General features: G+C 71.6%; 19 protein-coding genes and 1 pseudogene. 6 read left to right on the forward strand and 14 right to left on the reverse strand.

Going from position 1 to position 23,520, the window contains the following annotated elements; all coding sequences use genetic code 11:
- Positions 1 to 131 precede the first annotated feature (131 nt).
- The 8 genes from L107_RS08535 to L107_RS08570 form a co-directional block, all read right to left on the reverse strand.
- Positions 132 to 1,247, reverse strand: coding sequence for a glycosyltransferase family 4 protein (locus L107_RS08535; RefSeq protein ID WP_159817877.1), 1,116 nt, complete (start codon positions 1,245 to 1,247; stop codon positions 132 to 134).
- 20 nt (positions 1,248 to 1,267) lie between these two features.
- Positions 1,268 to 2,827: an amidophosphoribosyltransferase gene (gene purF / locus L107_RS08540; protein ID WP_236550586.1), complete on the reverse strand. Its 1,560-nt coding sequence runs from the start codon at positions 2,825 to 2,827 to the stop codon at positions 1,268 to 1,270.
- On the reverse strand, positions 2,827 to 5,202 hold the full coding sequence (gene purL / locus L107_RS08545) for a phosphoribosylformylglycinamidine synthase subunit PurL (RefSeq protein WP_159817879.1): 2,376 nt from the start codon (positions 5,200 to 5,202) through the stop codon (positions 2,827 to 2,829). Before purL ends, purF begins: the two co-directional genes overlap by 1 nt.
- Positions 5,203 to 5,230: 28 nt before the next feature.
- On the reverse strand, positions 5,231 to 6,124 hold the full coding sequence (locus L107_RS08550; protein ID WP_159817881.1) for an RNA methyltransferase: 894 nt from the start codon (positions 6,122 to 6,124) through the stop codon (positions 5,231 to 5,233).
- A gap of 4 nt (positions 6,125 to 6,128) precedes the next feature.
- Entirely contained in the window at positions 6,129 to 7,286 is a 1,158-nt protein-coding gene (dnaN, locus tag L107_RS08555; RefSeq protein WP_159817883.1) for a DNA polymerase III subunit beta, read from the reverse strand.
- A 373-nt stretch (positions 7,287 to 7,659) separates the two neighbouring features.
- The gene (gene thrC, locus L107_RS08560) at positions 7,660 to 8,718 is read right to left on the reverse strand and encodes a threonine synthase (RefSeq protein WP_159818116.1); all 1,059 of its coding nucleotides are present in this window, start codon (positions 8,716 to 8,718) and stop codon (positions 7,660 to 7,662) included.
- 94 nt (positions 8,719 to 8,812) lie between these two features.
- Positions 8,813 to 9,439: an alpha/beta hydrolase gene (locus L107_RS08565; protein WP_159817885.1), complete on the reverse strand. Its 627-nt coding sequence runs from the start codon at positions 9,437 to 9,439 to the stop codon at positions 8,813 to 8,815.
- A gap of 37 nt (positions 9,440 to 9,476) precedes the next feature.
- On the reverse strand, positions 9,477 to 11,357 hold the full coding sequence (locus L107_RS08570; protein WP_159818118.1) for an AarF/ABC1/UbiB kinase family protein: 1,881 nt from the start codon (positions 11,355 to 11,357) through the stop codon (positions 9,477 to 9,479).
- A 176-nt stretch (positions 11,358 to 11,533) separates the two neighbouring features.
- Between L107_RS08570 and recN the strand changes: the two genes are divergently transcribed.
- Complete coding sequence (gene recN / locus L107_RS08575; protein ID WP_159817887.1) at positions 11,534 to 13,225, forward strand: DNA repair protein RecN; 1,692 nt, start codon at positions 11,534 to 11,536, stop codon at positions 13,223 to 13,225.
- A 40-nt stretch (positions 13,226 to 13,265) separates the two neighbouring features.
- Here the strand turns inward: recN and L107_RS08580 are convergent, their stop codons facing one another.
- From L107_RS08580 to L107_RS08590, 3 genes and pseudogenes are all read right to left on the reverse strand, one after another.
- Positions 13,266 to 13,649 (reverse strand): type II toxin-antitoxin system VapC family toxin, encoded by a 384-nt coding sequence (locus L107_RS08580; RefSeq protein WP_159817889.1) that lies wholly within the window; start codon positions 13,647 to 13,649, stop codon positions 13,266 to 13,268.
- Positions 13,646 to 13,867, reverse strand: coding sequence for an antitoxin (locus L107_RS08585; protein WP_159817891.1), 222 nt, complete (start codon positions 13,865 to 13,867; stop codon positions 13,646 to 13,648). The genes L107_RS08580 and L107_RS08585 overlap by 4 nt, the downstream gene beginning before the upstream one ends.
- A gap of 165 nt (positions 13,868 to 14,032) precedes the next feature.
- Positions 14,033 to 15,430: pseudogene (locus L107_RS08590) on the reverse strand (glutamate decarboxylase).
- Between the two features lie 113 nt (positions 15,431 to 15,543).
- Between L107_RS08590 and L107_RS08595 the strand changes: the two are divergent.
- The 4 genes from L107_RS08595 to L107_RS08610 are packed head-to-tail and all read left to right on the forward strand — an operon-like array spanning position 15,544 to position 20,662.
- Positions 15,544 to 16,137 (forward strand): DUF4334 domain-containing protein, encoded by a 594-nt coding sequence (locus tag L107_RS08595; protein ID WP_236550587.1) that lies wholly within the window; start codon positions 15,544 to 15,546, stop codon positions 16,135 to 16,137.
- Positions 16,138 to 16,174: 37 nt separating this feature from the next.
- The gene (locus tag L107_RS08600; protein WP_159817893.1) at positions 16,175 to 17,110 is read left to right on the forward strand and encodes an oxidoreductase; all 936 of its coding nucleotides are present in this window, start codon (positions 16,175 to 16,177) and stop codon (positions 17,108 to 17,110) included.
- Positions 17,111 to 17,161: 51 nt separating this feature from the next.
- Positions 17,162 to 20,188 carry an excinuclease ABC subunit UvrA gene (gene uvrA, locus L107_RS08605; RefSeq protein ID WP_236550588.1) on the forward strand — a complete coding sequence of 1,009 codons (3,027 nt, stop codon included), beginning with the start codon at positions 17,162 to 17,164 and terminating at the stop codon, positions 20,186 to 20,188.
- 3 nt (positions 20,189 to 20,191) lie between these two features.
- Positions 20,192 to 20,662 (forward strand): TerB family tellurite resistance protein, encoded by a 471-nt coding sequence (locus L107_RS08610; protein ID WP_159817895.1) that lies wholly within the window; start codon positions 20,192 to 20,194, stop codon positions 20,660 to 20,662.
- Between the two features lie 4 nt (positions 20,663 to 20,666).
- Here the strand turns inward: L107_RS08610 and L107_RS08615 are convergent, their stop codons facing one another.
- Both L107_RS08615 and purT read right to left on the reverse strand, forming a co-directional pair.
- Positions 20,667 to 21,596 (reverse strand): LCP family protein, encoded by a 930-nt coding sequence (locus L107_RS08615; RefSeq protein ID WP_236550589.1) that lies wholly within the window; start codon positions 21,594 to 21,596, stop codon positions 20,667 to 20,669.
- Positions 21,597 to 21,731: 135 nt separating this feature from the next.
- Complete coding sequence (gene purT, locus L107_RS08620; protein WP_159817899.1) at positions 21,732 to 22,943, reverse strand: formate-dependent phosphoribosylglycinamide formyltransferase; 1,212 nt, start codon at positions 22,941 to 22,943, stop codon at positions 21,732 to 21,734.
- 65 nt (positions 22,944 to 23,008) lie between these two features.
- Here purT and L107_RS08625 point away from each other — a divergent pair, with 65 nt between their 5' ends.
- Positions 23,009 to 23,230, forward strand: coding sequence for a 5'-phosphoribosylglycinamide transformylase (locus L107_RS08625; protein ID WP_370515449.1), 222 nt, complete (start codon positions 23,009 to 23,011; stop codon positions 23,228 to 23,230).
- Between the two features lie 12 nt (positions 23,231 to 23,242).
- Here the strand turns inward: L107_RS08625 and L107_RS08630 are convergent, their stop codons facing one another.
- On the reverse strand, positions 23,243 to 23,491 hold the full coding sequence (locus tag L107_RS08630; protein WP_159817901.1) for a hypothetical protein: 249 nt from the start codon (positions 23,489 to 23,491) through the stop codon (positions 23,243 to 23,245).
- Between the last annotated feature and the right edge of the window lie 29 nt (positions 23,492 to 23,520).

Raw genomic sequence — 23,520 nt, forward strand, 5'->3', positions numbered from 1 at the left:
ACGTGAACGTAGAGGTGGCTCAATCAATCGAGCCTAAGGCTGATGAAGAGGAAATTCCGTTCTCCCCGGCCCGCTCAGCCACCGACGACGAAAGGACCAGGATGGAGGAAGACAGCCTGCCGGCAACCGGATCAACCTGGGTCCCGTGTCGGCGCCAGCGCAGAGTCAACCGCCTCCAGGAACCGTTCCGCCACCCGGTCCCAGCGGAAGGGCGCCACGTGCCCGCGGCCGTAGGCGCGGCAGCGTGCCTTCAGCTCGGCATCGGTGAGCAACTGCAGCAGGGCCTCGGCCAGGGCCGCCGGATCCCGCGGCGGCACCAGCAGCCCGGCCCGGCCGTGGGGCACCACCTCGGGGATCGCCGTGGCCGTGGTGCTCACCACCGGCAGCCCGCTGGCCATCGCCTCGAGGAACACGATGCCGAAGCCCTCCTGGATCGACGGCAGGCAGAACACCGCGCTGCGGCGGTACCAGTCCCGCACCGCACCGTCGTCGGCCAGGGCCCCCAGCAGCTGCACCACCGCCCCCAGCTCCAGCCGCTCCACCAGCTCCCGCAGGGCCCCGTGCTCCGGCCCGTCGCCGATCACCACCAGCCGGGCGCTCGGCAGCCGCTGGTGCAAGGCCGCAAACGCCGTGATCAGATCGGCCACCCGCTTGCGCGGGTACTGGCGCGCCACGCACAGCACGGTGTGGGGCTCGCGGGCCCCATCCAGGACGGCCAGGGCGGCAGGGTCTTCGGCCTCCGGATTCCAGAGCCCGGTGTCGATCCCCTCCGGCACCAGCCGCAGCCGCCCCGCCGGCACGCCGTAGTGGGCTTCGATGCGCTCGCAGCAGTAGCGGCTGGTGGAGAGCACCAGGGGCGCCCGGCGGGCGTTGAGGCGCTCCAGCCGGGAGAGGCCCCAGAGCATCAGCCGGGGCCAGCCGCTCTCGCAGCGCGATTCCTCCGCCAGCACCCCCTTGATGCAGCACACGTAGGGCACCGGGCAGCGGTGCGCCACCCGGAAGCCGTCGATGTCGAAGCCCACCACCAGGTCGTAGCGACCCGCCGCCGCGGCCAACCGCTGGGGCAGGGTGAGGTTGAACCAGAGGCGGCGCAGCAGCAGATTCCGCGGCCAGGACCCCTCAGGCACCAGCCGCTCGACCGTGTGGCCCCGGGCGACCAGGGCACCCGCCAGGCCGCCGATCGCCGCCGCCGTGCCGCTGCCCTCGGCCACGTCCTGCAGCCAGGAATCCAGGAAGGCGATGCGCATGCTGGGGCCGGCCGCCGGGCCTACACCCGCGCCGCCAGGCCGGTGGGCTCGAGCATCAGCTTGCTGTTGCGCACCTCGTCATCCATCTCGATCGGGTACTGGCCGTCGAAGCAGGCGGTGCAGAAGTGGCTCGAGTGGGCCTGGGCCGCCTCCACCATGCCGCCCTTGGTGAGGTAGGCCAGCGAATCCACCCCCAGGTGCCGCTCGATCTCCTCCAGCGTCAGCCGCGCCGCGATCAGGTGGTCCTGGGTGTCGGTGTCGATGCCGTAGAAGCAGGGGTGGGTGACGGGCGGTGAGCTGATCCGCATGTGCACCTCGGTGGCGCCCGCGTCCCGCAGGGCCTGCACCAGCTTGCGGCTGGTGGTGCCGCGCACGATCGAGTCGTCGATCACCACCACCCGCTTGCCGAAGAGCACATCGGGCAGGGGGTTGAGCTTCACCCGGATGCCCGCCTCCCGCATCGCCTGGGTGGGCTGGATGAAGGTGCGGCCCACATAGCGGTTCTTGATCAGGCCATCGGCGAAGGGGATGCCACTCACGTGCGAATAACCGATCGCCGCCGGGATGCCCGAATCGGGCACGCCGATCACAATGTCGGCCTCCACGGGCGTTTCCCGGGCCAGCACCTCGCCGATCCGCACCCGATAGCTGTAGAGCGACTCGCCGAAGAAGCGGCTGTCGGGCCGGGCGAAGTAGATCATCTCGAAGACGCACAGCTTGGGCGGCTCCTCGCACCAGCGCTGCCGCTCGGGAATCGGATCGGCCTGGCGGAAGTGGATCAGCTCGCCGGGCTGCACATCATCCACAAAGCTGGCGCCGATGATGTCGAGGCCGCAGGTCTCGCTGCTGGCCACCCACTGGCCCTGCTCCGGTTCGCCCAGCAGGCCGAACACCAGCGGCCGGATGCCGTGGCCGTCGCGCAGGGCGAACAGGCCGTCGGGGGTGCCGATCACCAGGCTGAAGGCGCCGCGGCAGCGGCCGGCGGCCTTGCGGATCGCCGCGTTCCAGCCCAGGCCGGAATCCACCGCCTCCTGCAGCGCGAAGGCGATCAGCTCCGAGTCGGTGGTGGAGGTGAACTCCCCAGCCATGTGCGCGAGCGAGTCCCGCAGCTCCGCCGCGTTCACCAGGTTGCCGTTGTGGGCCAGGGCCAGGGGCCCCAGGCGCGTCATCAGCACCACGGGCTGGGCATTGCAGACCTTGCTGCTGCCGGTGGTGGAATAGCGGTTGTGGCCGATCGCCAGCTGGCCCGGCATCCGCTCCAGCACCTCCTGGTCGAACACCTGGCTCACCAGGCCCATGTCCTTGTGCAGCCGCACCTTCACATCGTCGAAGACGGCGATGCCCGCCGACTCCTGGCCCCGGTGCTGCAGGGCGTAGAGGCCGAAATAGGTAAGGTTGGCCACCGCCTGACCCGACGCCAGCACGGCGAACACGCCGCAGGCCTCCTCCGGCTTGTCGGGGCGGTCGCCCCCAGGGCCCCCAAGGGGCTCGGTGTCGGTGGTCAGCGGACCGTGCGCATCGCGTTGATCGGCGCAGGGCACGGCAGGCTCAGACCAAGGACCGGTTTCATCTTGGCCCATTACCTGTCGGGCGGGGGGCCGGCCTTGCCCAGGCGGGCGGGGATCGCCTGCTCGTAGGTGTGGCGCAGCGGCTCCACCGCCAGCGCCAGCAGGGGCTCGCCGCCCCGGGCCACCACCAGGCGGGAATCCGCCGAAACCGTGCCGAGGCGCCCGGCCGGCACGGGCTCACCCGCCTCGGCCGCCGCCGCCAGGGCCTCCCGCCAGGCCGCCTCCCGCTCCGGCGCCACGCTCACCAGCACCCGGCCCCCCCCCTCGGCGAACAGCAGCCGGTCCGGGCGTCCCGCGCCGGCGGGCAGATCCACCGCGGCCCCCAGGCCGGAGGCGATGCAGCTCTCCGCCAGCGCCACCGCCAGGCCGCCATCCGAAAGGTCGTGGGCGGAGCGCACCAGGCCCGCGGCGATGGCCGCCCGCAGGAAGCCCTGCACCCGCCCCTCCAGGGCCAGATCCGTCAGCGGCGGGCGGCCCGTGAGCTGCCCGTGCACCACCTCCAGGTAGCTGCTGCCCCCCAGCCCCAGGCGCTCGTCACCGTTCTCATCGAGCGGCACCCCCAGCAGCCAGATGGCATCGCCGGCCTGGCGCCAGGCCAGCCCCGTCACGTGGGCCAGGTCGTGCACCAGCCCCACCATGCCCACCACCGGGGTGGGGTGGATGGGCTGCATGCGGCCGTCCGGCAGGCGGGTCTCGTTGTACAGCGAGACGTTGCCGCCGGTGACGGGCGTGGCCAGGGCGCTGCAGGCCGCCGAGAGGCCCCGGCAGGCCATGGCCAGCTGCCAGTAGCCGGTGGCGGTGTCGGGGGAGGGGAAGTTGAGGTTGTCGGTGACCGCCAGGGGTTCGGCGCCCGTGCAGGAGAGGTTGCGGGCCGCCTCCGCCACCGCCGCCATGGCGCCCCGCTCCGGATCGAGGGCCACCCAGCGGTTGGGGCAGTCCACCGTGGCCGCCACGCCGCGGGTCGCGGCCTCCATCGCCCCGGGCCCCTGCTGGGGCCGCAGCCGCACCACCGCCGCATCGGCGCCGCCGGGCAGCACCACGGTGTTGGCCTGCACCTGGTGGTCGTACTGGCGGTACACCCAGCGCTTGCTGGCGATGGTGGGGTCATCCAGCAGCCGCAGCAGCGCGTCGCCCCAGACCAGCGCTCCGTCGGCCATCTCCAGGCCGCCGCTGGTCGCCGCCGGCAGCTGGGCTTCGCTCCACCTCCAGTGGGCCTGGATGTCGGCGGGGGGTTCGGCCAGCAGTTCGTGGTGGTTGATCGGCGTGTCGTCCGCCAGGGCGCTGGCGGGCACCTCGGCCGCCACCTCGCCGTGCTGGAGCACCCGCACCACGTTCTCCTGGAGCACCCGGCCCACCACCGCCGCCTGCAGGCCCCAGCGGCGGAAGCGCTCCATCAGCGGCTCCTCCCGCCCCGCCGCCACCACGAACAGCATCCGCTCCTGGGATTCGCTCAGCAGGAACTCGTAGGCGCTCATGCCGGCCTCGCGGGCGGGCACCCGGTCGAGGTCCAGTTCGATGCCCAGGCCCCCCTTGGCGGCCATCTCCGAGCAGCTGCAGGTGAGGCCGGCGGCGCCCATGTCCTGGGCCGCCACCACATCGCCGCTCTGGAACGCCTCCAGGCAGGCCTCGATCAGCCCCTTCTCCAGAAACGGATCGCCCACCTGCACGGCGGGCCGGTCGTCGAGGGAGGCCTCGGTGAGCTCGGCGGACGCGAAGCTGGCGCCGCCCATGCCGTCGCGGCCCGTGGTGCTGCCCACGTAGACCACCGGATTGCCCACGCCCACCGCCCCGGAGCAGACGATGTCGTCGGTCTCCATCAGACCCAGGGCCATGGCGTTCACCAGCGGGTTGCCGCCGTAGCTGGGGTCAAACGCCACCTCACCGCCCACCGTCGGCACGCCGACGCAGTTGCCGTAGTGGGCGATGCCGGCCACCACCCCCTCCATCAGGCCCACGTTGCGCTCGTCCTCCAGCGGCCCGAAGCGCAGGGCGTTGAGCAGGGCGATCGGGCGGGCCCCCATGGTGAAGATGTCCCGCAGGATGCCCCCCACCCCGGTGGCCGCCCCCTGGAAGGGCTCCACCGCCGAGGGGTGGTTGTGGCTCTCGATCTTGAAGGCCAGCCGCTGGCCCTCGCCCAGGTCGACCACGCCGGCGTTCTCGCCCGGCCCCACCAGGATGCGGGGGCCGCTGGTGGGGAACTGGCCCAGCAGGGGGCGGGAGTTGCGGTAGCAGCAGTGCTCCGACCACATCACCCCGAACATGCCCAGCTCGGCCCGGTTGGGGGGCCGGCCGAGGCGACGCACGATCTCGTCGTAATCGCCCTGGCTCAGGCCCTCCTTGCGCAGGGCCTCGGGCACCGAGAAGGACGGGGTCGAGACAGGAACCACCGGGGGGCGCGGCAACGGCCCTCCAGTATCAGATCCAGGGGTCGTCGTCCCCGTGGGGTTCACGGCCCCGGTAGCGGTCGCGGCGCGGCGCCGGCTCCACCGGGGGCGCTTCCCGGAACTCCCGGGGCGGTTCCTGGGGCTCCTCCTCCTCGGGCCAGTCCTCGAGGGGGTCGGGTTCGTCCGGCTCGTCGGCGTAGCGCTCCTGGGGATAGGGGTCGGCCCCGCCGGGGTCGTCGTCGTAGGGGTCGCGGCGCGGCCGCGCAGGGTCGGGGTCCCGGTCGGGCCAAGGCCGCTCCTCGCGGAAGGCGTCGGGCCACGGGGGCTCCTCCAGCCAGCCCTCCAGCCGCTCCTCGACACGGCCGCCCACCTCCTGCACCTGCTCCTTCCAGCGCCGCGAGCGGCGCAGCAGCTGCTGGCGCACGCTGGCGCGGGCCACCGGCAGGTCGTCGAGGCCCCGCAGGGCGGTGAACACCCGGCCGGGCTGCTGGTCGACGATCCGGTCGGGGCTCAGGCGCCAGCGGCTGGTGCCCGGCAGCCGCGGGTCGCTGCGGGCCACCAGGTAATGCAGGATGCGACCGCTGCGCAGCTCCACGGCGGCGTCGGCCACCAGCCCCAGGGGCACGTCATCGGCGCCGGTGAGGGCCGCATCGATCAGGGTGGGCAGCCGCTCCAGGGTGGCGGCGTCGGTCTCCGCCGGCTCCCCCTTCACGAACACCTCCTGCTCCCCCAGCCCCCGCAGCTGGTCCAGCCGCCAGACGAGCCGCTTCTGGGCGAAGGCCGAGGGCCGGCTGGCCCAGCCCAGCAGCCGGTGCACCGGCGGGTGCATCCAGGCCAGCACCCCGGCGCCCCGCTCGAGGCCCTGATCGCACCGCACCTGCCGCCGCAGCAGATCGCTCAGCAGCAGCTGGTCGGGAAGACCCACGGGCTCAGCTGGTGCGGATCTGGACCGGCATCACCAGGTAGGTGAACGCCTCATCGGCCCCCACCGGCGCCAGCACGGCCGGGGTGGTGGCGGCGTTGCACTGCAGCACCACCTGGTCGGAGCCCATGGCCTTGAGGCCATCGAGCAGGTAGCGGACGTTGAAGGCGATCTCGATCGCCTCCCCCTCGATCATGACCGCCAGCGATTCCGAACCGCTGCCCACGTCCTGGGCGTCGGCCCGGATCGTCGCCGTGCCAGCGCCCGGGTCGGCGCTGATCTTGACCACGTTGTTGTGCTGGTCGGCCAGCACCGCCACCCGCTCGAGGGCAGCGATGAAGGCGCGGCGGTCGAGCACCAGGCGGCGCTGGAAGGAGGCCGGGATCAGCTGGCGGTAGTTGGGGTAGGTGCCGTCGAGGCTGCGGCTGGTGAGCACCTGGTCGGCGGAGAGCACCACCACCTGGCCGCGCTCGCAGAACAGGCTCAGGGGCTCCTGGGAACCGCGGCCCGAGAGGATCCGCTCCAGCTCCCGCAGGGAGCGGGCCGGCACGGTGACGGCGAAGTCCTCGCCATCGGCGGCCGGCTGGTCGGTGGCCTCCACCGCGTGGGAGAGGCGCTGCACCGCCAGGCGGTGGCCGTCGGTGGCGGCGCACTCCAGGCCTTCGCCGTCCAGGCGCAGGTGCACCCCCGTCAGCAGCTGCTTGTTCTCATCGGGGCTGCTGGCGAACAGGGTGGCCCGCAGGCCCTTCACCAGGGCCTCGGCGTGGAAGCGGATCGGCGTGCCGCTCTGGGCCAGGGGCAGGTCCGGGTAGTCGTCGGCGGGCATCCCCCGCATCCTGTAGCTGCCGGAGAGGTTGGTCAGCTCCAGCTGCTCCTCGCCCTCCGGGCAGCTGAGGCTGATGGGGCTGTCGGTGGCCAGGCGGGCCACGATCTCGCCGAACATCTTCGCCGGCAGGGTGATGGCGCCGCTGGTCTCGACGGCGGCGGGCAGGCTCGTCTGGATGCCGAGGCTGAGGTCGAAGCCGGTGAGACTGAGCCGGCCGGTGCCGGCATCGGCGGTGAGCAGCACGTTGGCCAGCACCGGATGGGTGGGGCGGGTCGCCACCGCCCGGCTGACCAGCTGGAGGCTGGCGCTGAGTTCAGCCTGGGAGCAGACCAGCTTCATGGCGGGGGCCGGCGAGGGCGGCACGGCGTTCGTGAGGCCCCACGGTTTCACAGGGCGCGCCAAAGCGCAACGGGTGGTCCCCCGACTGTTCAGAGGATCAATCAAGGATTGAGAAGAAGAAAAACAGCCCGTCGTCGTAGGGGCGGGGGAAAACGGGTAAACAGGCTGTCTTCCCTTGGCACCACTGATGTCTGCCGGGCGGATGGCTGGGGAATGGGGCGCGGAAATGGCCCATTTCGAGGGGTTTTCCACCGATTCCCGGGCCTGGGGAAACCGTGGACCGCCCACGGGGGTTTTCCCTCCCCCGGCTCTCCCGGTCGGCGGTGGGGAATGTCCCAGGATTTCCCCAGACGGTTGGCCCGGCGTCAGCGGCTCAGAAGCCCATCACCTTGGCCACGGTCTCGGTTTCGGGGGCGATGCCGGTGTGGAAGGTGGCGTCGTTGTTCTCGATCGCCGTCGTCGGGTCCTTGAGGCCGTTGCCGGTGAGCACGCACACCACCGTGGCGCCCACCGGCACCTCCTCCCGCCGCTTGATCAGGCCCGCCACCGAGGCGGCGCTGGCCGGCTCGCAGAACACCCCTTCCCCCTGGCCCAGCAGCTTGTAGGCCTCGATGATCTCGGCGTCCGTCACCGCCATGAAGTCGCCGTTGCTCTCGGTTCGGGCGTTGAGGGCGTTCTCCTTGTTGACCGGATTGCCGATGCGGATCGCCGTGGCGATCGTGTCCGGTTGCTCCACCGTGTGCCCCAGCACCATCGGGGCGGCGCCGGCGGCCTGGAAGCCCATCATCCGCGGCAGCACCGTGCTGTGGCCCGCCTGGCGGTACTCCTTGAAGCCCATCCAGTAGGCGCTGATGTTGCCGGCGTTGCCCACCGGGATGCAGAGCCAGTCGGGGGCCTCGCCGAGGGCGTCGACCACCTCGAAGGCGGCCGTCTTCTGGCCCTGCAGCCGGTAGGGGTTGAGGGAGTTGACCAGGGTGACCGGGTAGCGGTCGGCCACGTCGCGCACGATCGCCAGGGCCCGGTCGAAGTTGCCCTGCACCGCCAGCACCTCGGCGCCGTAGAGCAGGGCCTGGGCGAGCTTGCCCTGGGCCACGTAGCCGTCGGGGATGAGCACGAAGGCCCGCATCCCGCCCCGTCGCGCGTAGGCCGCCGCCGCCGCCGAGGTGTTGCCGGTGCTGGCGCAGATCACCGCCTCCGAGCCCGCCTCCTTGGCCTTGCTGATGGCCATCGTCATGCCCCGGTCCTTGAAGGAGCCGGTGGGGTTGAGGCCGTCGTACTTGAGGAACACCTTGACGCCACGGCCCACCCGTTCGGCGATCACCGGCGCCGGAATCAGGGGGGTGGCCCCCTCCCGCAGGGTCACCACCGGCGTGGCGTCGCTGACCGGCAGCCAGCTGCGGTACGCCTCGATCAGTCCCGGCCAGTCCTGCATGGTGGGCTGCCGGCCCAGGCGTCGCAGGGCTCGTAGCAGGGGCACGGGGGACAGCGGCGTGGCTGACGTCAATGTAGGGCTCCGGTCCGGGGCGTCAGGGGGCGGGGGCGGGGGCGGCCGGCGCCGGCGCCGGCGCGGCGGGTGCCGGCGCCGGGGTCGCCTGGGGTTCGCTGCCCCGCAGCCCGTCCAGCGGCGATTCGGAGAAGAAGCGCACCAGTTCGCTGATCGAGGAGGCCTTGGACGCCAGCGCCATCAGGGCCGGGATGCTCACCTCCAGCTCCCGGGTCGGGTAGGCCCGCAGGAAGGTGATGGCCGACAGCGACCCCTTGCCCTCGTAGGTGCCCAGCACCATGGCGGCCCGCAGGGCGGGCACGCCGGCCTCCGGGGCCCGCAGGGGGAACAGGATCCGGGCCAGGCGGGCCAGGATCGCCTCACCGATGCGGGTGTTGAGCAGGCGGCTCATCAGCACGATCGGCAGCTTCACCGATTCGTTCAGCAGCTTGCTGACCTGCTTGGGGTCCTGGCGGCCCAGCCGCAGCACGTCGGCCAGCAGTCCGCGGGCCTCACCGGTGGTGGCCAGGTGCTCAAGGTCGGCCACCGGGATCGAGCGCCGGAAGGCCCCGCTGGTGAACACCAGGTTCTCGGTGGCCATGGCCGCGGGAGTCGCGCAGCACAGTCCCAGACCCAGGACAGCGGCCAGGAGCCTTCGCCGCTTGTTCACGCTTGTCTCCCTGTGGGTTCTGTTGACTCTACGGATCTCAGGCGCCGGAGACACCGGCGGCCTGACGCACCGCCGGCGTCACCAGCACATCGCGCAGCAGGTGCACCACGCCCCGCTCCGCCAGCCCCTTCGCCACCTGCAGTCCCATGCGGCGCAGATCCGGTTCCCCCAGCACCCGGGGCAGGCGCTTCAGCAGCAGCGACGGCTCGAAGCCGGGCAGGTCGCGCAGGATGGCCAGAAGCTCCTGGATCGGCTCCAGATCCAGCAGCGGTGGGCCCGCCGGGGTGGGCGGCAGGGCCCGCAGCCCGGGCGGCAGCAGGCGGGTGGGCAGCCGCCGGCCGAGCCGCAGGGTGGTGTTCCAGGCCAGGGCATCCATCTGCTGCACCAGCGCATCAACGAGCTGCTGGCGCAGCAGTCCGCCGTTGGGGGAGAAGAGGAAATCCAGCACCTGATCGAGCAGGCCGTCGAGGTCGAGCTGGTCCTGCAGTGAGGCACTGGCCACCAGGCTCTCCAGCCGCTGCCAGCGGAACTCGTCGCCGTCGTAGAGCATCTCCCGCAGGCTGCGGCGCAGCTGGGGATCGGGATCCTCCATCAGCCGGCGGGCGAAGTAGGGGTAGGCGGCGCCGAGGATCTTGAAATCCGGATCCACACTCAGGGCGATGCCCTCCAGAGTCACCAGCGAGCGGATGATCAGGGCGTAGTACGGCGGCACCTGGAACGGGAAGCGGTACATGACCCCGGAGAGGTCGTCGGTGACCGCCTTGAAGTCCATGCGGCTCACCCCCATCTCCAGGGCCTGGCCGAACACCGTCTCGAAGGCCGGCACGATCGGCTCCAGGTCCACCGCTTCCCCCAGGAAGCCCAGCTGCACGAAGTCCTTGGAGAGGGCACCGAAGTTGCGGTTCACCAGGTGCACCACCGCCTGGATCAGCCCGGTGCGCGCCTCCCGCGACACCTCGCTCATCATGCCGAAATCCAGGTAGGCCAGGCGTCCGTCGGGCAGGGCCAGCAGGTTGCCGGGGTGGGGATCGGCGTGGAAGAAACCATCCTCCAGCAGCTGCTTCAGGCTGCAGTTGACCCCCACCTCCACCATGTCGTCGGGGTCGACCCCCAGGGCCCGCACCGCGTCGAGGTTGGTGAGCTTGACGCCGTCGATCCACTCCATGGTCAGCACCCGGCGGCTGGTGGCCTGGCGGTAGATGGCGGGGACGGCGATGCGGGGGTTGTGGCTGTGGAGGCGGGCGAAGGTCTCGGCGTTGGTGGCCTCGTTGATGTAGTCCATCTCCTCGAAGACCCGCTTGCCGAGTTCATCGATCAGACCGACCAGATCGCTCTTGATCAGCCCCACATTCCGGTTCAGCCAGGCGGCGATGTTGCGGACGATGTAGAGGTCGAGGGTGATCTGCTCCCGCAGGCCGGGTCGCTGCACCTTCACCGCCACCCGCTCGCCGCTCATCAGCACGCCCCGGTGCACCTGGCCGAGGGAGGCGGCGGAGATTGGCTCCTTCTCCAGGGAGGCGAAGATCGTCTCCACCGGAGCGCCGAGGTCCTCCTCGATGCAGGCCATGGCCAGGGCGCTGTCGAAGCCCGGCAGCTGGTCCTGCAGCTGGGCAAGCTCCTCCAGCAGCACCGGCGGAATGATGTCGGGCCGGGTGGAGAGGGCCTGGCCCGCCTTGATGAAGGCGGGGCCGAGGGCCACCAGCAGTTCGGCGCACTCCCGGGCCCGTTCCCGCGCCCGGGCGGGGTTGGCCAACTGGCCGGTGGACCAGTCGACGCCCACCCCCAGCAGGTAGAGGCCGATCGGCACCAGGGTCTGCCAGACCCGCCGCACCAGGCGCATCGGGTGGCCGGCGTAGATGCGGGTGATGGCGGCCGGGTCGTAGCTGAGCAGGCCCGCCGCCTCCAGGAAGTCCCCCATCTCGACGCCCGTCTCGACGGTGGCGCCCGGGCGCTCGGGGGTCGCGGCGGGGGCGGGGGGTGAGGAGACCATGGCTGGGGGGCACCGCCGCGGCGCCGGCGGGCGGAACCCCCTTCTAAACGAAAGTCACAGCCGCTACGGTCGGGCCACGTACCGATCGCTCGCCGGAGGCCTGGGTGCTCACGGGTCTGCGCCTCGAGAACATCGCCCTGATCGAGCGCCTGGAGCTGGTGTTCTCGGCGGGCTTCACCGTGCTCACCGGCGAGACCGGCGCCGGCAAGTCGATCCTGCTCGATGCCCTCGACGCCCTGCTCGGCGGTGCCCAGGGCAGCCAGGGGGCCCGGCTGCTGCGACGCGGCGCCGAGCGGGGCCGCATCGAGGCCAGCTTCCGCCTGACGGCCCCGGTGCGCGACTGGCTGGAGCGCCAGGAGCTCGAGGCCGAGGACGACGAGCTGCTGCTCAGCCGCGACTGGCGCCTGCAGGACGACCGTCTCACCAGCCGCCACCGGCTCAACGGGGTGGTGGTGAGCCGCAGCCAGGTGCTGGAGCTGCGCCCCCTGCTGCTCGACCTCACCGTCCAGGGCCAGACCCAGCAGCTGGGTCGCCCCGGGCAGCAGCGCCGCTGGCTGGATCGCTTCGCCGGCGAGGAGCTGGCCGCCCTTCTGGAGGCCACCCGCGCCGCCTGGCAGCTCTGGAAGGGGGAGGCCGACGCCCTGGCGCGGGCCCGCGCCGACCGGGAGCGCTTCGCCCGGGATCGGCAACGGCAGGAGGAGCTGCTGGCGGAACTGGAGGCGGCGGAGCTGGACGACCCCGCCGAGCGCCAGCGGCTCCAGGGCGAGCAGGACCGGCTCGCCCACGGCGTGCGCCTGCAGGAGGGGGTGATGACCCTGATCGGCCGGTTGGTGGAGGGGGCCGAGGGTGCTCCTTCGGTGCTGGATCACCTGGCGGCCTGCGACCAGGAGCTGCAGACCATGGCCGGCCTCGACGCCGGTGTCGCGCCCCTGCACGGCGCCTGCGCCGAGGCCCTGGCCGGCCTGCAGGATCTGGCCCGGGATCTGGATCGCTACGGCTCCCTGCTGGAGAGCGATCCCGACAGCCTGGCCCTGCTGCAGGAGCGCATGGCCCAGCTCAAGGCCCTGGAGCGCCGCCATGGCCAGACCCTGGCCGAACTGATCGCCCGGCGCGACGAGCTGCGCGATCAGCTGGCCGGGGCGGATGCCCAGGCGGCCCTGGCGGGCCTGGAGGCCGCCGAAGCCGCCGCCCGCCAGCGGCGCGACCGGGCCAATGCCGCCCTCACCCAGGCCCGCCGCGCCGCCGCCCGCGGCCTCGAGGAGCAGCTGATGGCGGCCCTTCGCCCCATGGGCCTCGCCAACGTGCGCTTCGCCGTGGCCCTCAGCCCCGCCGAGGCCGGCGAGGAGGGGGCCGATGCGGTGCAGTTCCTGTTCTCCGCCAACCCGGGCCAGCCGCCGGCACCCCTGGCGGAGGTGGCCTCGGGCGGTGAGATGAGCCGCTTCCTGCTGGCGCTGAAAACCTGCCTGGCCGCGGCCGACCCCCACGTCACCCTGCTGTTCGATGAGATCGATGCGGGGGTGAGCGGCCGCGTCAGTGGTGCCATGGCCCAGCTGCTGCGGCGCCTCGCCGAGCAGCGCCAGGTGTTCTGCATCACCCACCAGCCCCTGGTGGCCGCCGCCGCCCAGCACCACTTCCGGGTCAGCAAGAGCGTCGAGGCCGGCCTCACCCACACGCGGGTGTCCCACCTGCGGGACACTCAGGAGCGCCAGGCGGAGCTGGCGGAACTGGCCGGCGGCGACTCCGGCGAGGCCCACAGCTATGCGGCCAGCCTGCTGGGCTCAGGGGCGGCGGCCTGAAGCGGTGTCCGTGTCCAGGAGCGACCCGCGCCGGCAGGGCTCATCCGGGCACCAGCTGAATCGCGCACCGCGGTCCTGGCCCCCTGGCCAGGCGCCGATCCGCGCTCAGCAGCGGGCAGCCGAGCGATTCCGCCAGGGCCACATAGGAGGCGTCATAGGCGGTGAGGTTTCCCCGCAGACCCCAGATCCGAGGCAACAGTCCGGTGCCGCCATGGCGCCGGATCCCGAGGTGGGCCAGGGCGTCGATCATCGCCTCGGCGAGGTGCGGATCCAGCCGGCCAGCCAGAGTGAGGCGCCGCAGCACCGAAAGCACCTCCGCATCCACGAGATGGGGCGCATGGACCGGCTGGGAGGCGAGGCTCCGCCGCGCCGGCCCGTCATTGAGGAGGGCCGCCACCACGGCGGAGGCATCGGCCACGATCACCCGGCGTCCCTCTCCGCATCGATGGCGGCCACGATGGCGTCGGAGGGCACCCCCAGATCGGGGAGGGCGGCCAGAAGATCCGCTGCGTTCGCCCGTCGGGAGGCCTCGGCGAGTTCCCTGACGGCGAACGAGCTCAAGGGCAGGCCCGCCTCGGCCGCCAGCCGTTCGAGCCGCTCCACGACGTCATCGGGAACGTTGCGCAGATAGAGCGTTCGCATTGGGCTAGCTGATTGCTTACAGGCTGCTAGCACTGTAGGGACCCCGCTGGTCCAGCCCGGTGCCACTCTTTCGGCTCTGGATTCCGTGACGATCCCCCCCATGCCCCGGGGGCTGCATCGCCCAGGCCTGGTCGGTGGCTCAGGTGCCGGCGGCCTGGACGGCGATCAGTGGTGGAACCCCGAGGCCGTCGCTTCGCTGAGGGCGTTGTGGCCGGGGTGGCTGGCGAAGAAGTCGAGCGACTGGCGGATGTTCTCCAGCAGCAGATCGGCCAGATCGCGGCTGACGCCATGGCGCACCAGGATCCGTTGCACCGTGATGTCCTGGCAGTGGGCCGGCAGGCTGTAGGCGGGCACCTGCCAGCCGCGCACCCGCAGGCGATCGGCGAGGGCGTAGAGGTTGAAGGTCACCTCGCTTCCCTCCCGGATCCTCCAGGTGAGAGCGGGAATGCCCGCCTGGTCGTCGCCGCCGAACAGGATCTCGAACGGACCCAGCCGGCCGATCTCCGCCGCCAGGTACTGGGCCGTGGCGTAGCAGGCGGCATGCACCTTGCGGTAGCCCTCCCGGCCCAGGCGCAGGAAGTTGTAGTACTGACACACCACCTGCCCCCCCGGCCTGGAGAAGTTGAGGGTGAGATCGCGCATGTTGCCGCCCAGGTAGTTCACCCAGAACACCATCTCCTCTGGAAGATCGGCGGCCTGCCGCCACAGCACCCAGCCCACGCCCAGGGGCGCCAGGCCGAATTTGTGGCCGGAGGCATTGATCGAGCGCACCCGCGGCAGGCGGAAGTCCCAGACCAGATCGGGGGCGCAGAAGGGGGCCAGGAAGCCGCCGCTGGCGGCGTCCACGTGGATGGGGATGTCGAGGCCGGTGCGGGCCTCCAGATCATCGAGGGCGGCCGCCAGCGCCTCCACCGGTTCCTACTGGCCGGTGAAGGTGACCCCCAGGGTGGGCACCACACCGATGGTGTTCTCGTCGCAGTAGCCGAGTGCCGCCTCGGGACTGAGGATCAGCTGGTCGGGCTGCATCGGGATCTCGCGGTGCTCGATGTCCCAGTAGCGGCAGAACTTGTGCCAGCAGATCTGCACCGGCCCGGTCACCAGGTTGGGCCGGTGGCTGGGTTTCCCCTCCCCCTGGCGCCGGGCCTCCCAGCGGCGCTTCATCGCCAGGCCCCCGAGCATGGCGGCCTCGCTGGAGCCGGTGGTGGAGCAGCCGATGGCGCCGTCGACCGAGGGGGCATGCCAGAGATCGGCCACCATGCGGGCGCAGCGGGCTTCGATCTCGGCGGTCTGGGGATATTCGTCCTTGTCCTCGATGTTCTTGTCGATGCACAGATCCATCAGGGCATGGACTTCGTCCTCCACCCAGGTCTGGCAGAAGGTGGCCAGGTTCTGGCGGGAATTGCCATCCAGCATCAGCTCGTCGCGGATCGCGGCGAACACGGCGCGGGGGTTGTGCTCCTTCCTCGGAAAATGGCTCTTGGGCAGGGTGACCGAGAGATCGGAGGAGGAGTAGATGTCGTCCTCCAGCGAGTACCGGGCTGCCGCTCTGTCGTGGAGGGTCATCAATCGCACCGGCGCGCACCTGGCCCGTTCACGCTAGGAGCGCCTTCGCAGGACAGTTCCATGGGGATCCGGCTCCCGCGCTGCACCCGTCGGCGACGGAGCATGGAGCCGTGATGCCGGAACCCGCCATCGGTTCGCCCTCCGCAGCTCCGATGACCCCGGAGGCGGCCTTCGCCCGCTTCGATGCCCTGCCGGCGGTGGAGATCGACGACCTGCTGGGGGCCTGGCGGGGGGAGAGCGTCCCCACCGGCCATCCGCTCGACGGCGCCCTGGAGGCCTTCCACTGGCATGGGAAGCGTTTCGACAGCGCCGAGGAGGTCCATCCGCTGGTGTTCCGCAGCCTCGGCGGCGGCCTCACCTGCCTGGAGCCGAGGGCCATGGGGCCCGGGCTGCGCCTGAGCGGGCGCGTGCCGATCCCGACCTCGCCGCTGGCCGGCCGCCTGTTCCAGCTGCTGCTGCCCCTGCTCAGCACCCGCCGCTCCCGGGCCCGGCTGCGGATGACCCGCTACCGCGGTGTGGTGAGCGCGACCATGCAGTACGACCACCTCCCCATCAACGATGTCTTCCGCAGGGTGGATGACGACACCGTGCTGGGGGTGATGGACCTCAAGGGCATGGAGACGCCCTTCTTCTTCCTGCTGCGCCGGGAAGGACCGCAGCCGTCACATTCCGTTACGATTTCAGCGGGGCAGGCCGTCTCCGGCTGATGGCTTCCCCCCGAACGCTTCTCGCTTCCTGATCACCATGCGCTGGACCGTCGCCGACATCCCTGACCAGTCCGGCCGCATCGCCCTGGTCACCGGGGCCAACAGTGGCCTGGGCCTGGAGACGGCCCGGGCGCTGGCGGCCCGGGGCGCCACCGTGCTGCTGGCCTGCCGTTCCCTCGCCAGGGCGGAGCTGGCCCGCGAGCAGCTGCTCACCGCCGCCGCCTCCACCGGCGCCCTCGACCTGGTGCCCCTGGATCTGGCCGATCTGGCCAGCGTGGCCGCCGCCGCCGTCACCGTCGCCGAGCGCTACGGCCGCCTCGACCTGCTGATCAACAACGCCGGCGTGATGGCGCCGCCCCGGACCCTCACCCGCCAGGGTTTCGAGCTCCAGTTCGGCACCAACCACCTGGGCCACGTCGCCCTCACCCTCGCCCTGCTGCCCCTGCTGCGCGACCGGCCCGGCGCCCGGGTGGTCACCGTCACCTCCGGGGCCCAGTACTTCGGCCGCATCGCCTTCGACGATCTCCAGGGCGAGCGCCGCTACGACCGCTGGCGGGCCTACGGCCAGAGCAAGCTGGCCAACGTGATGTTCGCCCTGGAGCTGCAGCGGCGCCTCGCCGACCAGGGCAGCCCCGTCCTGTCGCTGGCGGCCCACCCCGGTTTCGCCCGCACCAACCTCCAGCCCGCCTCGATCGCCGCCACCGGCTCTTGGTTCGAGCCCCTGGCCTACCGGCTGATGGATCCGCTCTTCCAGAGCGCCGCCATGGGGGCCCTGCCCCAGCTGTTCGCCGCCACCGCGCCCGAGGCCAGGCCGGGTGGCCACTACGGACCCGACCAGTGGGGCGGCCTGCGGGGCTGGCCCACGGAGGTGCGCATCGCCCCGGCCGCCCTTGATGCCGACCAGTGCCGGCGCCTCTGGGACGTGAGCCTGGAGCTCTGCGGCGCCGCCGCCCCCCTGCCGGCCCTGGCCTGAGCCTGTCCCAGGGCCATCCCCCGTAGACTCATCGGCTGCCGACCGCCCCCCATGCCCCGTGCCCGCGTCGGATCCTCCAGCAAGAGCGCGGCTCCCGGCAACGGCACCTCCGGCAAGCTCCCGGAGGATGCCGCCCCCTCACCCGACATCGCCCTGCGCACCCTCACCGGCGGCAGCCTCGAGGATGTGATCCGGGTCCGCGGGGCCCGGCAGCACAACCTGCGCAACGTCGATCTCACCATCCCGCGCAACCGGATGGTGGTGTTCACCGGCGTGAGCGGCAGCGGCAAGAGCTCCCTCGCCTTCGACACGATCTTCGCCGAGGGCCAGCGGCGCTACGTGGAGAGCCTCTCCGCCTACGCCCGCCAGTTCCTCGGCCAGGTGGACAAGCCGGACGTGGATGCGATCGAGGGGCTCTCGCCCGCCATCTCGATCGACCAGAAGTCCCCCAGCCACAACCCCCGCTCCACCGTCGGCACGGTGACGGAGATCCAGGACTATCTGCGGCTCCTCTACGGCCGCGCCGGCGAACCCCACTGCCCCCAGTGCGACCGCTCGATCAAGCCCCAGTCCATCGACGAGATGGTGGACCAGATCCTCACCCTGCCGGAGGGCACCCGCTACCAGCTGCTGGCGCCCGTGGTGCGGGGCAAGAAGGGCACCCACGTGAAGCTGCTGGCCGGCCTGGTGGCCGAGGGCTTCGCCCGGGTGCGGATCAACGGCGAGGTGCGCGAGCTGGCCGACAACATCGAGCTCGACAAGAACCACGCCCACCACATCGAGGTGGTGGTCGACCGGCTGGTGGCCCGCGAGGGAATCAACGAGCGGCTCACCGATTCCCTGCGCACCGCCCTCAAGCGGGGCGAGGGCCTGGCCCTGGTGGAGGTGGTGCCCAAGGCCGATGAATCCCTGCCCGAGGGGGTGGAGCGGGAGCGGCTCTACTCCGAGAACTTCGCCTGCCCCGTGCACGGGGCGGTGATGGAGGAGCTCTCGCCCCGGCTGTTCTCCTTCAACAGCCCCTACGGCGCCTGCCCCGACTGCCACGGCATCGGCCACCTGCGCAAGTTCACGGTGGAGCGGGTGGTGCCCGATCCCTCCCTGCCGGTGTACGCCGCCATCGCCCCCTGGAGCGACAAGGAGAACAGCTACTACTTCTCCCTGCTGTTCAGCGTCGGCGAGGCCTTCGGATTCGAGCTCAAGACCCCCTGGAACCAGCTCACCGACGCCCAGCGCACGGTGCTGCTGCACGGCAGCCAGGAGCCGATCGCCATCAAGGCCGACAGCCGCTACCGCAAGAGCGAGGGCTATGTGCGGCCCTTCGAGGGGATCCTGCCGATCCTGGAGCGCCAGCTGCGCGATGCCAGCGGCGAATCGGTGCGCCAGAAGCTGGAGAAGTACCTGGAGCTGGTGCCCTGCGCCAGCTGCCACGGCCTGCGGCTGCGCCCCGAAGCCCTGGCGGTGCGGGTGGGTCCCTACGCCATCCATGAGCTCACGTCCGTGAGCGTGGCCGACAGCCTGGAGCGGATCGAGGCCCTGATGGGGGTGGGTGCCCATGAAGGGGCCGAGCCCCTGCTCAGCAGCCGCCAGATCCAGATCGGCGACCTGGTGCTGCGGGAGATCCGCATGCGGCTGAAGTTCCTGCTGGATGTGGGCCTGGATTACCTGAGCCTGGATCGGCCCGCCATGACCCTCTCCGGCGGGGAGGCCCAGCGGATCCGCCTGGCCACCCAGATCGGTGCCGGCCTCACCGGCGTTCTGTACGTGCTCGACGAGCCCAGCATCGGCCTGCACCAGCGCGACAACGACCGCCTGCTGGCCACCCTCACCAAGCTGCGCGACCTGGGCAACACCCTGATCGTGGTGGAGCACGACGAGGACACGATCCGCGCCGCCGATTACCTGGTGGACATCGGTCCCGGCGCCGGCGTCCATGGCGGCCACATCGTCGCCGAGGGCTCCCTGGAGAACCTTCTGGCCGCCGAGGCCTCCCTCACCGGGGCCTACCTGAGCGGTCGCCGCTCCATCCCCACCCCCGCCGAGCGCCGCGATGCCGGCAGCCGCCGGCTCACCCTGGTGAACTGCAGCCGCAACAACCTCCAGGGCATCGACGTGGAGATCCCCCTCGGCCGGCTGGTGTGCGTCACCGGGGTGAGCGGCAGCGGCAAGAGCACCCTGGTGAACGAGCTGCTGCACCCGGCCCTCGAGAACCGCCTGGGCATGAAGGTGCCCTTTCCCACCGGACTCGAGGAGCTGCGGGGCATCAAGGCGATCGACAAGGTGATCGTCATCGACCAGTCGCCGATCGGCCGCACCCCCCGCTCCAACCCCGCCACCTACACCGGCGCCTTCGATCCCATCCGCCAGGTGTTCGCCGCCACGGTGGAGGCCAAGGCCCGCGGCTATCAGGTGGGCCAGTTCAGCTTCAATGTCAAGGGCGGCCGCTGCGAGGCCTGCAGCGGCCAGGGGGTGAACGTGATCGAGATGAACTTCCTCCCCGACGTCTATGTCCAGTGCGACGTCTGCAAGGGGGCCCGCTACAACCGCGAGACCCTGCAGGTCACCTTCCGGGGCCACACCATCGCCGACGTGCTGGAGATGACGGTGGAGCAGGCCGCCGAGGTGTTCGCCGCCATCCCCCAGGCCGGCGACCGCCTCAGCACCCTGGTGGACGTGGGCCTCGGCTACATCAAGCTGGGCCAGCCCGCCCCCACCCTCTCCGGCGGTGAGGCCCAGCGGGTGAAGCTGGCCACCGAGCTCTCCCGCCGCGCCACCGGCAAGACCCTCTACCTGATCGACGAACCCACCACGGGCCTGAGCTTCTACGACGTCCACAAGCTCATGGACGTGATGCAGCGTCTGGTGGACAAGGGCAATTCGATCCTGGTGATCGAGCACAACCTGGATGTGATCCGCTGCGCCGACTGGCTGGTCGACCTGGGGCCCGAGGGCGGGGACAAGGGGGGCCGGATCGTGGCCGTCGGCACCCCCGAGACCGTGGCCCAGAACCCCGCCAGCCACACCGGCCGCTACCTGCGCCACGTGCTGGAGCAGCATCCCCCCATCCCCCTCGCGGCCTGACCCATGGCTGAACTCACCCCCACCCAGGCGGCCCTGCTGCGCATCGTCTGCACCGTCGCCTGGGCCGACGGCGAATGCTCCAAGCCGGAGCGGGAGCTGCTGGCCGAACAGGTGGCCAGCCAGCTGCACGGCGGCAGTCCCGACAGCCTCGGCGATGCGCAGCTGGAGGCCTTCCTGGCCGAGCGGCTGCCGGTCTCCGGCCTGGACGACCTGGTCGCCCAGCTCCCGGGCTCCGACGACCGCCAGCTGGCCCTGAAGCTCAGCTACATGATGGTGCGGGTGGGCCGGCGCTCACCGGCGGAACCCAGCATCAACGCCCAGGAGCGGGTGGCCTACCGCCACCTGGTGGAGCTGCTGGGTCTGGAAGACGCCAGGATCCAGGAGATCGAGTGGGCGGCGGAGGCCGCCCTGCCGAAACAGGAGGGGCTGGCCCAGCTGCTGGCCGAGCTCACCGCCGGCTGGCGCACCCCCTGAGGCCTCAGGGCAGCGGCTCCTCGCCGCTGCCGCTGGGGTAGGCCTGGTTGCTGTCGGGCATCCAGTAGCTGAGGTCGTTGTGCCAGTAGAGCCGGCCGGGCACCCGCTGGGTGCTCAGCTTCGTCTTGCCGAGGGCGGACATCAGCTGGGTCATCTCGATCGGCGAGAGGTCGGTGACCATGTCGGTGCCGGCGATCTCCAGCAGGGCCGGCAGCTTCGCGATCGTGGCCGGCTGGGCCAGCTTGCTGAACACCTGGGCCATCACCAGCCGCTGGCGTTCCATCCGGCCCAGGTCGCCCCGCTCGTCGTGACGGAAGCGCAGGAACCCCTCCAGTTCCTTGCCCTTCAGCAGCTGCCTGCCGGGGTAGAGGTCGATGTAGAGGCCCTGGGCGTTGTCGACGTAGTACATGCGCTTGGGCACATCCACCTCGACGCCTCCGAGGGCTTCGGCCAGCTTGTTGACGGCGTCCAGGTTCACCTTGAGGTAGCGCTCCACCGGGGTGCCCAGCAGGGTGCCCACTTCCGCCTTGGCGGTCTGGATGCCGCCGAGGGCGAACAGGGAGTTGGCCTTCACCACCCCCAGCTGGGGCGATTCGATGAAGGTGTCCCGCGGCACCTGGGTGATGTGGGTGATGTCGCCATCGAGCCGCACGGTGAACATCACGTCGGTGTTTTCACCGACGGCGTCGCGGCCGAGCACGAGGATCGGCCGGTTGTCGATCGTGAGGGGATTCAGCACCGCGCCGATGCCGCGGGAACTGGGAATCAGGCCCGCCAGGAAGGGGGCGATCCGGGCCGGCAGGGGGCCCGCCACCAAGGCTCCGACGGCGACACCGATGCCGAAGGTGACCAGGGGCCGGCGGCGGGACCGCTGCGGGGCCGGGGGCCGCTGCTTCGGATCGGGCCTGGCGCCGGTTTTCTCCGGCAGCGCCACCGCCCCGAGTTCCCGCTTCTGCCGCGTCTTCCGGGAGCGAGAGAGCCTCGAGGGGGAATGGGCCTGAGTCATTGTGCTACCCGCAGGGGCGCACCATAGGCGCCGAAGCGGCGAAAAACCAGTGGTGGCGACGGTTTATCGGCTGGTCTGCACCTGCACACGGGCCGCAGCCCCGTCGGCGCGCCGGCGGGCGTCCGCCTCATCGTCGCCGCGGGCCAGGGCCACCCCCAGGCGCCGCCAGGGCCGGGCCTCCGGTTTGCCGAAGATCAGCACCTGGGTGTCCGGCACCGCCAGGGCCTGCTCCAGCCCCCGGTAGGTGGGGCTGCCGGCACCCGGCGGGACATCCGCTCCGGCCAGGATCACCCGGGAGGCCGCCGCTCCGAGGCTGCGGATCTCCGGGATCGGCAGCCCCAGCACGGCCCGCAGGTGCAGCTCGAATTCGCTCAGGTTCTGGCCCACCAGCGTCACCAGGCCGGTGTCGTGGGGCCGCGGCGACAGCTCGGAGAACACCACCTCCTCCTCCTCGCTGCCGGGCTCGCCGCAGAGGAAGAACTCCACCCCGAACAGGCCGGCGCCGCCCAGGTCGTCGGTGACGGCCTTCGCCATCGCCTGGGCCGCCGCCAGCTGCTCCTCCCCCAGCCGGGCCGGTTGCCAGCTGCACTGGTAGTCACCCCGTTCCTGGATGTGGCCGATCGGCGGGCAGAACAGGGTGGGCCCCTGCCACTGGCGCACGGTCAGCAGGGTGATCTCGAGGCCGAAGCGCAGGAACTCCTCCACGATCACCCGCGCCCCCTCCCCGCGGGCCCCGGCCATCGCTGCTTCCCAGGCGGCTTCGATCCCCTCGGGGCCGTGCACCACGCTCTGCCCCTTGCCCGAGGAGCTCATCACCGGCTTCACCACCACCGGCCAGCCCAGCGGCGGCGCCGCCGCCGCCAGTTCATCGGCGCTTTCGGCGTAGGCGAAGCGGGCGGTGCGCAGCCCCAGCCCGCCGGCGGCCAGGTCCCGGATGCGGTCGCGATTCATCGTCACCGCCGTGGCCCGGGCGGTGGGAATCACGGTGAGACCCTCCGCCTCCAGTTCGGCCAGGGCATCCACCGCCAGGGCCTCGATCTCCGGAATCACCACGTCGGGCCGATGGCGCCGCACCACCGCCTTGAGGGCCTCGGGGTCGGCCATGGCCACCACCTCGCTCACCTGCGCCACCGCCATGGCGGGGGCACCGGCGTAGCGGTCGACGGCGATGACGCGGCAGCCGAGTCGCTGGGCGGCGATGGCCACCTCCTTGCCCAGTTCACCGCTGCCCAGCAGCATCACCGTCCGCGGGAAGGGGGAAGGGCCTGGTGCCATGGCTGGGGGGTGTGCGGATCAGGCGATCCTGACGCGGCACCTGCCCCTTCCCCTAACCTGCCGCGATGCCCGCGGCTCTCCCCTTGCTCCCCCAGAGCTTCGGCCCCCTGGCCTCCAGCAGCCTGGCCCCCCGAATCCTCGCCTTCAGCACCGCCGGTGACGCGGCCAACGGGCTGCTGCCCTTCGGCTGGAGCGTCACCGACTTCCAGACCTGGACGCTGGTCTACCTCGGGGTGTCGTCCCTGGCGTTCGTGCTGGTGTGGCTGGTGGGATACCTGCGCCGCTGAGGGGCCCCGCCCTCAGGCACCGGGCTCGTCCAGCAGGGTGAGCTGGCTTTCGGCCGATTCCTCGCTCACGAAGCCGTAGGCGCCGAACACCGCCGGATCGGGGTGGGTGATGCGCTGCCCCTCCGGATGGCGCTCCACCTTGAAGCCCTCATCGGCCATGCGGCGCATCAGGGCGGCCGCCTCCTCGAAGCGCGCCGCCATCGCCTCCAGGCTGGCGCAGTCGGCGGTGAGGCCCGTTTCCTTCCAGGTGAAAAACGCCATGGCCGGGGATGCGACGGAGGGGCGGGGAA

Source organism: Cyanobium sp. Copco_Reservoir_LC18, assembly GCF_009834675.1.
Lineage (GTDB): Bacteria > Cyanobacteriota > Cyanobacteriia > PCC-6307 > Cyanobiaceae > Cyanobium > Cyanobium minutissimum.

What these genes read in the sequence shown, in the direction of transcription:
- L107_RS08585 (WP_159817891.1), bottom strand. Translation starts at nt 13,867, where the DNA reads ATGCGAACGCTCTATCTGCGCAACGTTCCCGATGACGTCGTGGAGCGG.
- purT (WP_159817899.1), bottom strand. Translation starts at nt 22,943, where the DNA reads ATGGCACCAGGCCCTTCCCCCTTCCCGCGGACGGTGATGCTGCTGGGC.
- L107_RS08535 (WP_159817877.1), bottom strand. Translation starts at nt 1,247, where the DNA reads ATGCGCATCGCCTTCCTGGATTCCTGGCTGCAGGACGTGGCCGAGGGC.
- L107_RS08570 (WP_159818118.1), bottom strand. Translation starts at nt 11,357, where the DNA reads ATGGGGGACTTCCTGGAGGCGGCGGGCCTGCTCAGCTACGACCCGGCC.
- thrC (WP_159818116.1), bottom strand. Translation starts at nt 8,718, where the DNA reads ATGCAGGACTGGCCGGGACTGATCGAGGCGTACCGCAGCTGGCTGCCG.
- L107_RS08625 (WP_370515449.1), top strand. Translation starts at nt 23,009, where the DNA reads ATGCCCGCGGCTCTCCCCTTGCTCCCCCAGAGCTTCGGCCCCCTGGCC.
- purF (WP_236550586.1), bottom strand. Translation starts at nt 2,827, where the DNA reads ATGGGCCAAGATGAAACCGGTCCTTGGTCTGAGCCTGCCGTGCCCTGC.
- L107_RS08630 (WP_159817901.1), bottom strand. Translation starts at nt 23,491, where the DNA reads ATGGCGTTTTTCACCTGGAAGGAAACGGGCCTCACCGCCGACTGCGCC.
- L107_RS08600 (WP_159817893.1), top strand. Translation starts at nt 16,175, where the DNA reads ATGCGCTGGACCGTCGCCGACATCCCTGACCAGTCCGGCCGCATCGCC.
- uvrA (WP_236550588.1), top strand. Translation starts at nt 17,162, where the DNA reads ATGCCCCGTGCCCGCGTCGGATCCTCCAGCAAGAGCGCGGCTCCCGGC.
- dnaN (WP_159817883.1), bottom strand. Translation starts at nt 7,286, where the DNA reads ATGAAGCTGGTCTGCTCCCAGGCTGAACTCAGCGCCAGCCTCCAGCTG.
- L107_RS08610 (WP_159817895.1), top strand. Translation starts at nt 20,192, where the DNA reads ATGGCTGAACTCACCCCCACCCAGGCGGCCCTGCTGCGCATCGTCTGC.
- L107_RS08595 (WP_236550587.1), top strand. Translation starts at nt 15,544, where the DNA reads ATGCCGGAACCCGCCATCGGTTCGCCCTCCGCAGCTCCGATGACCCCG.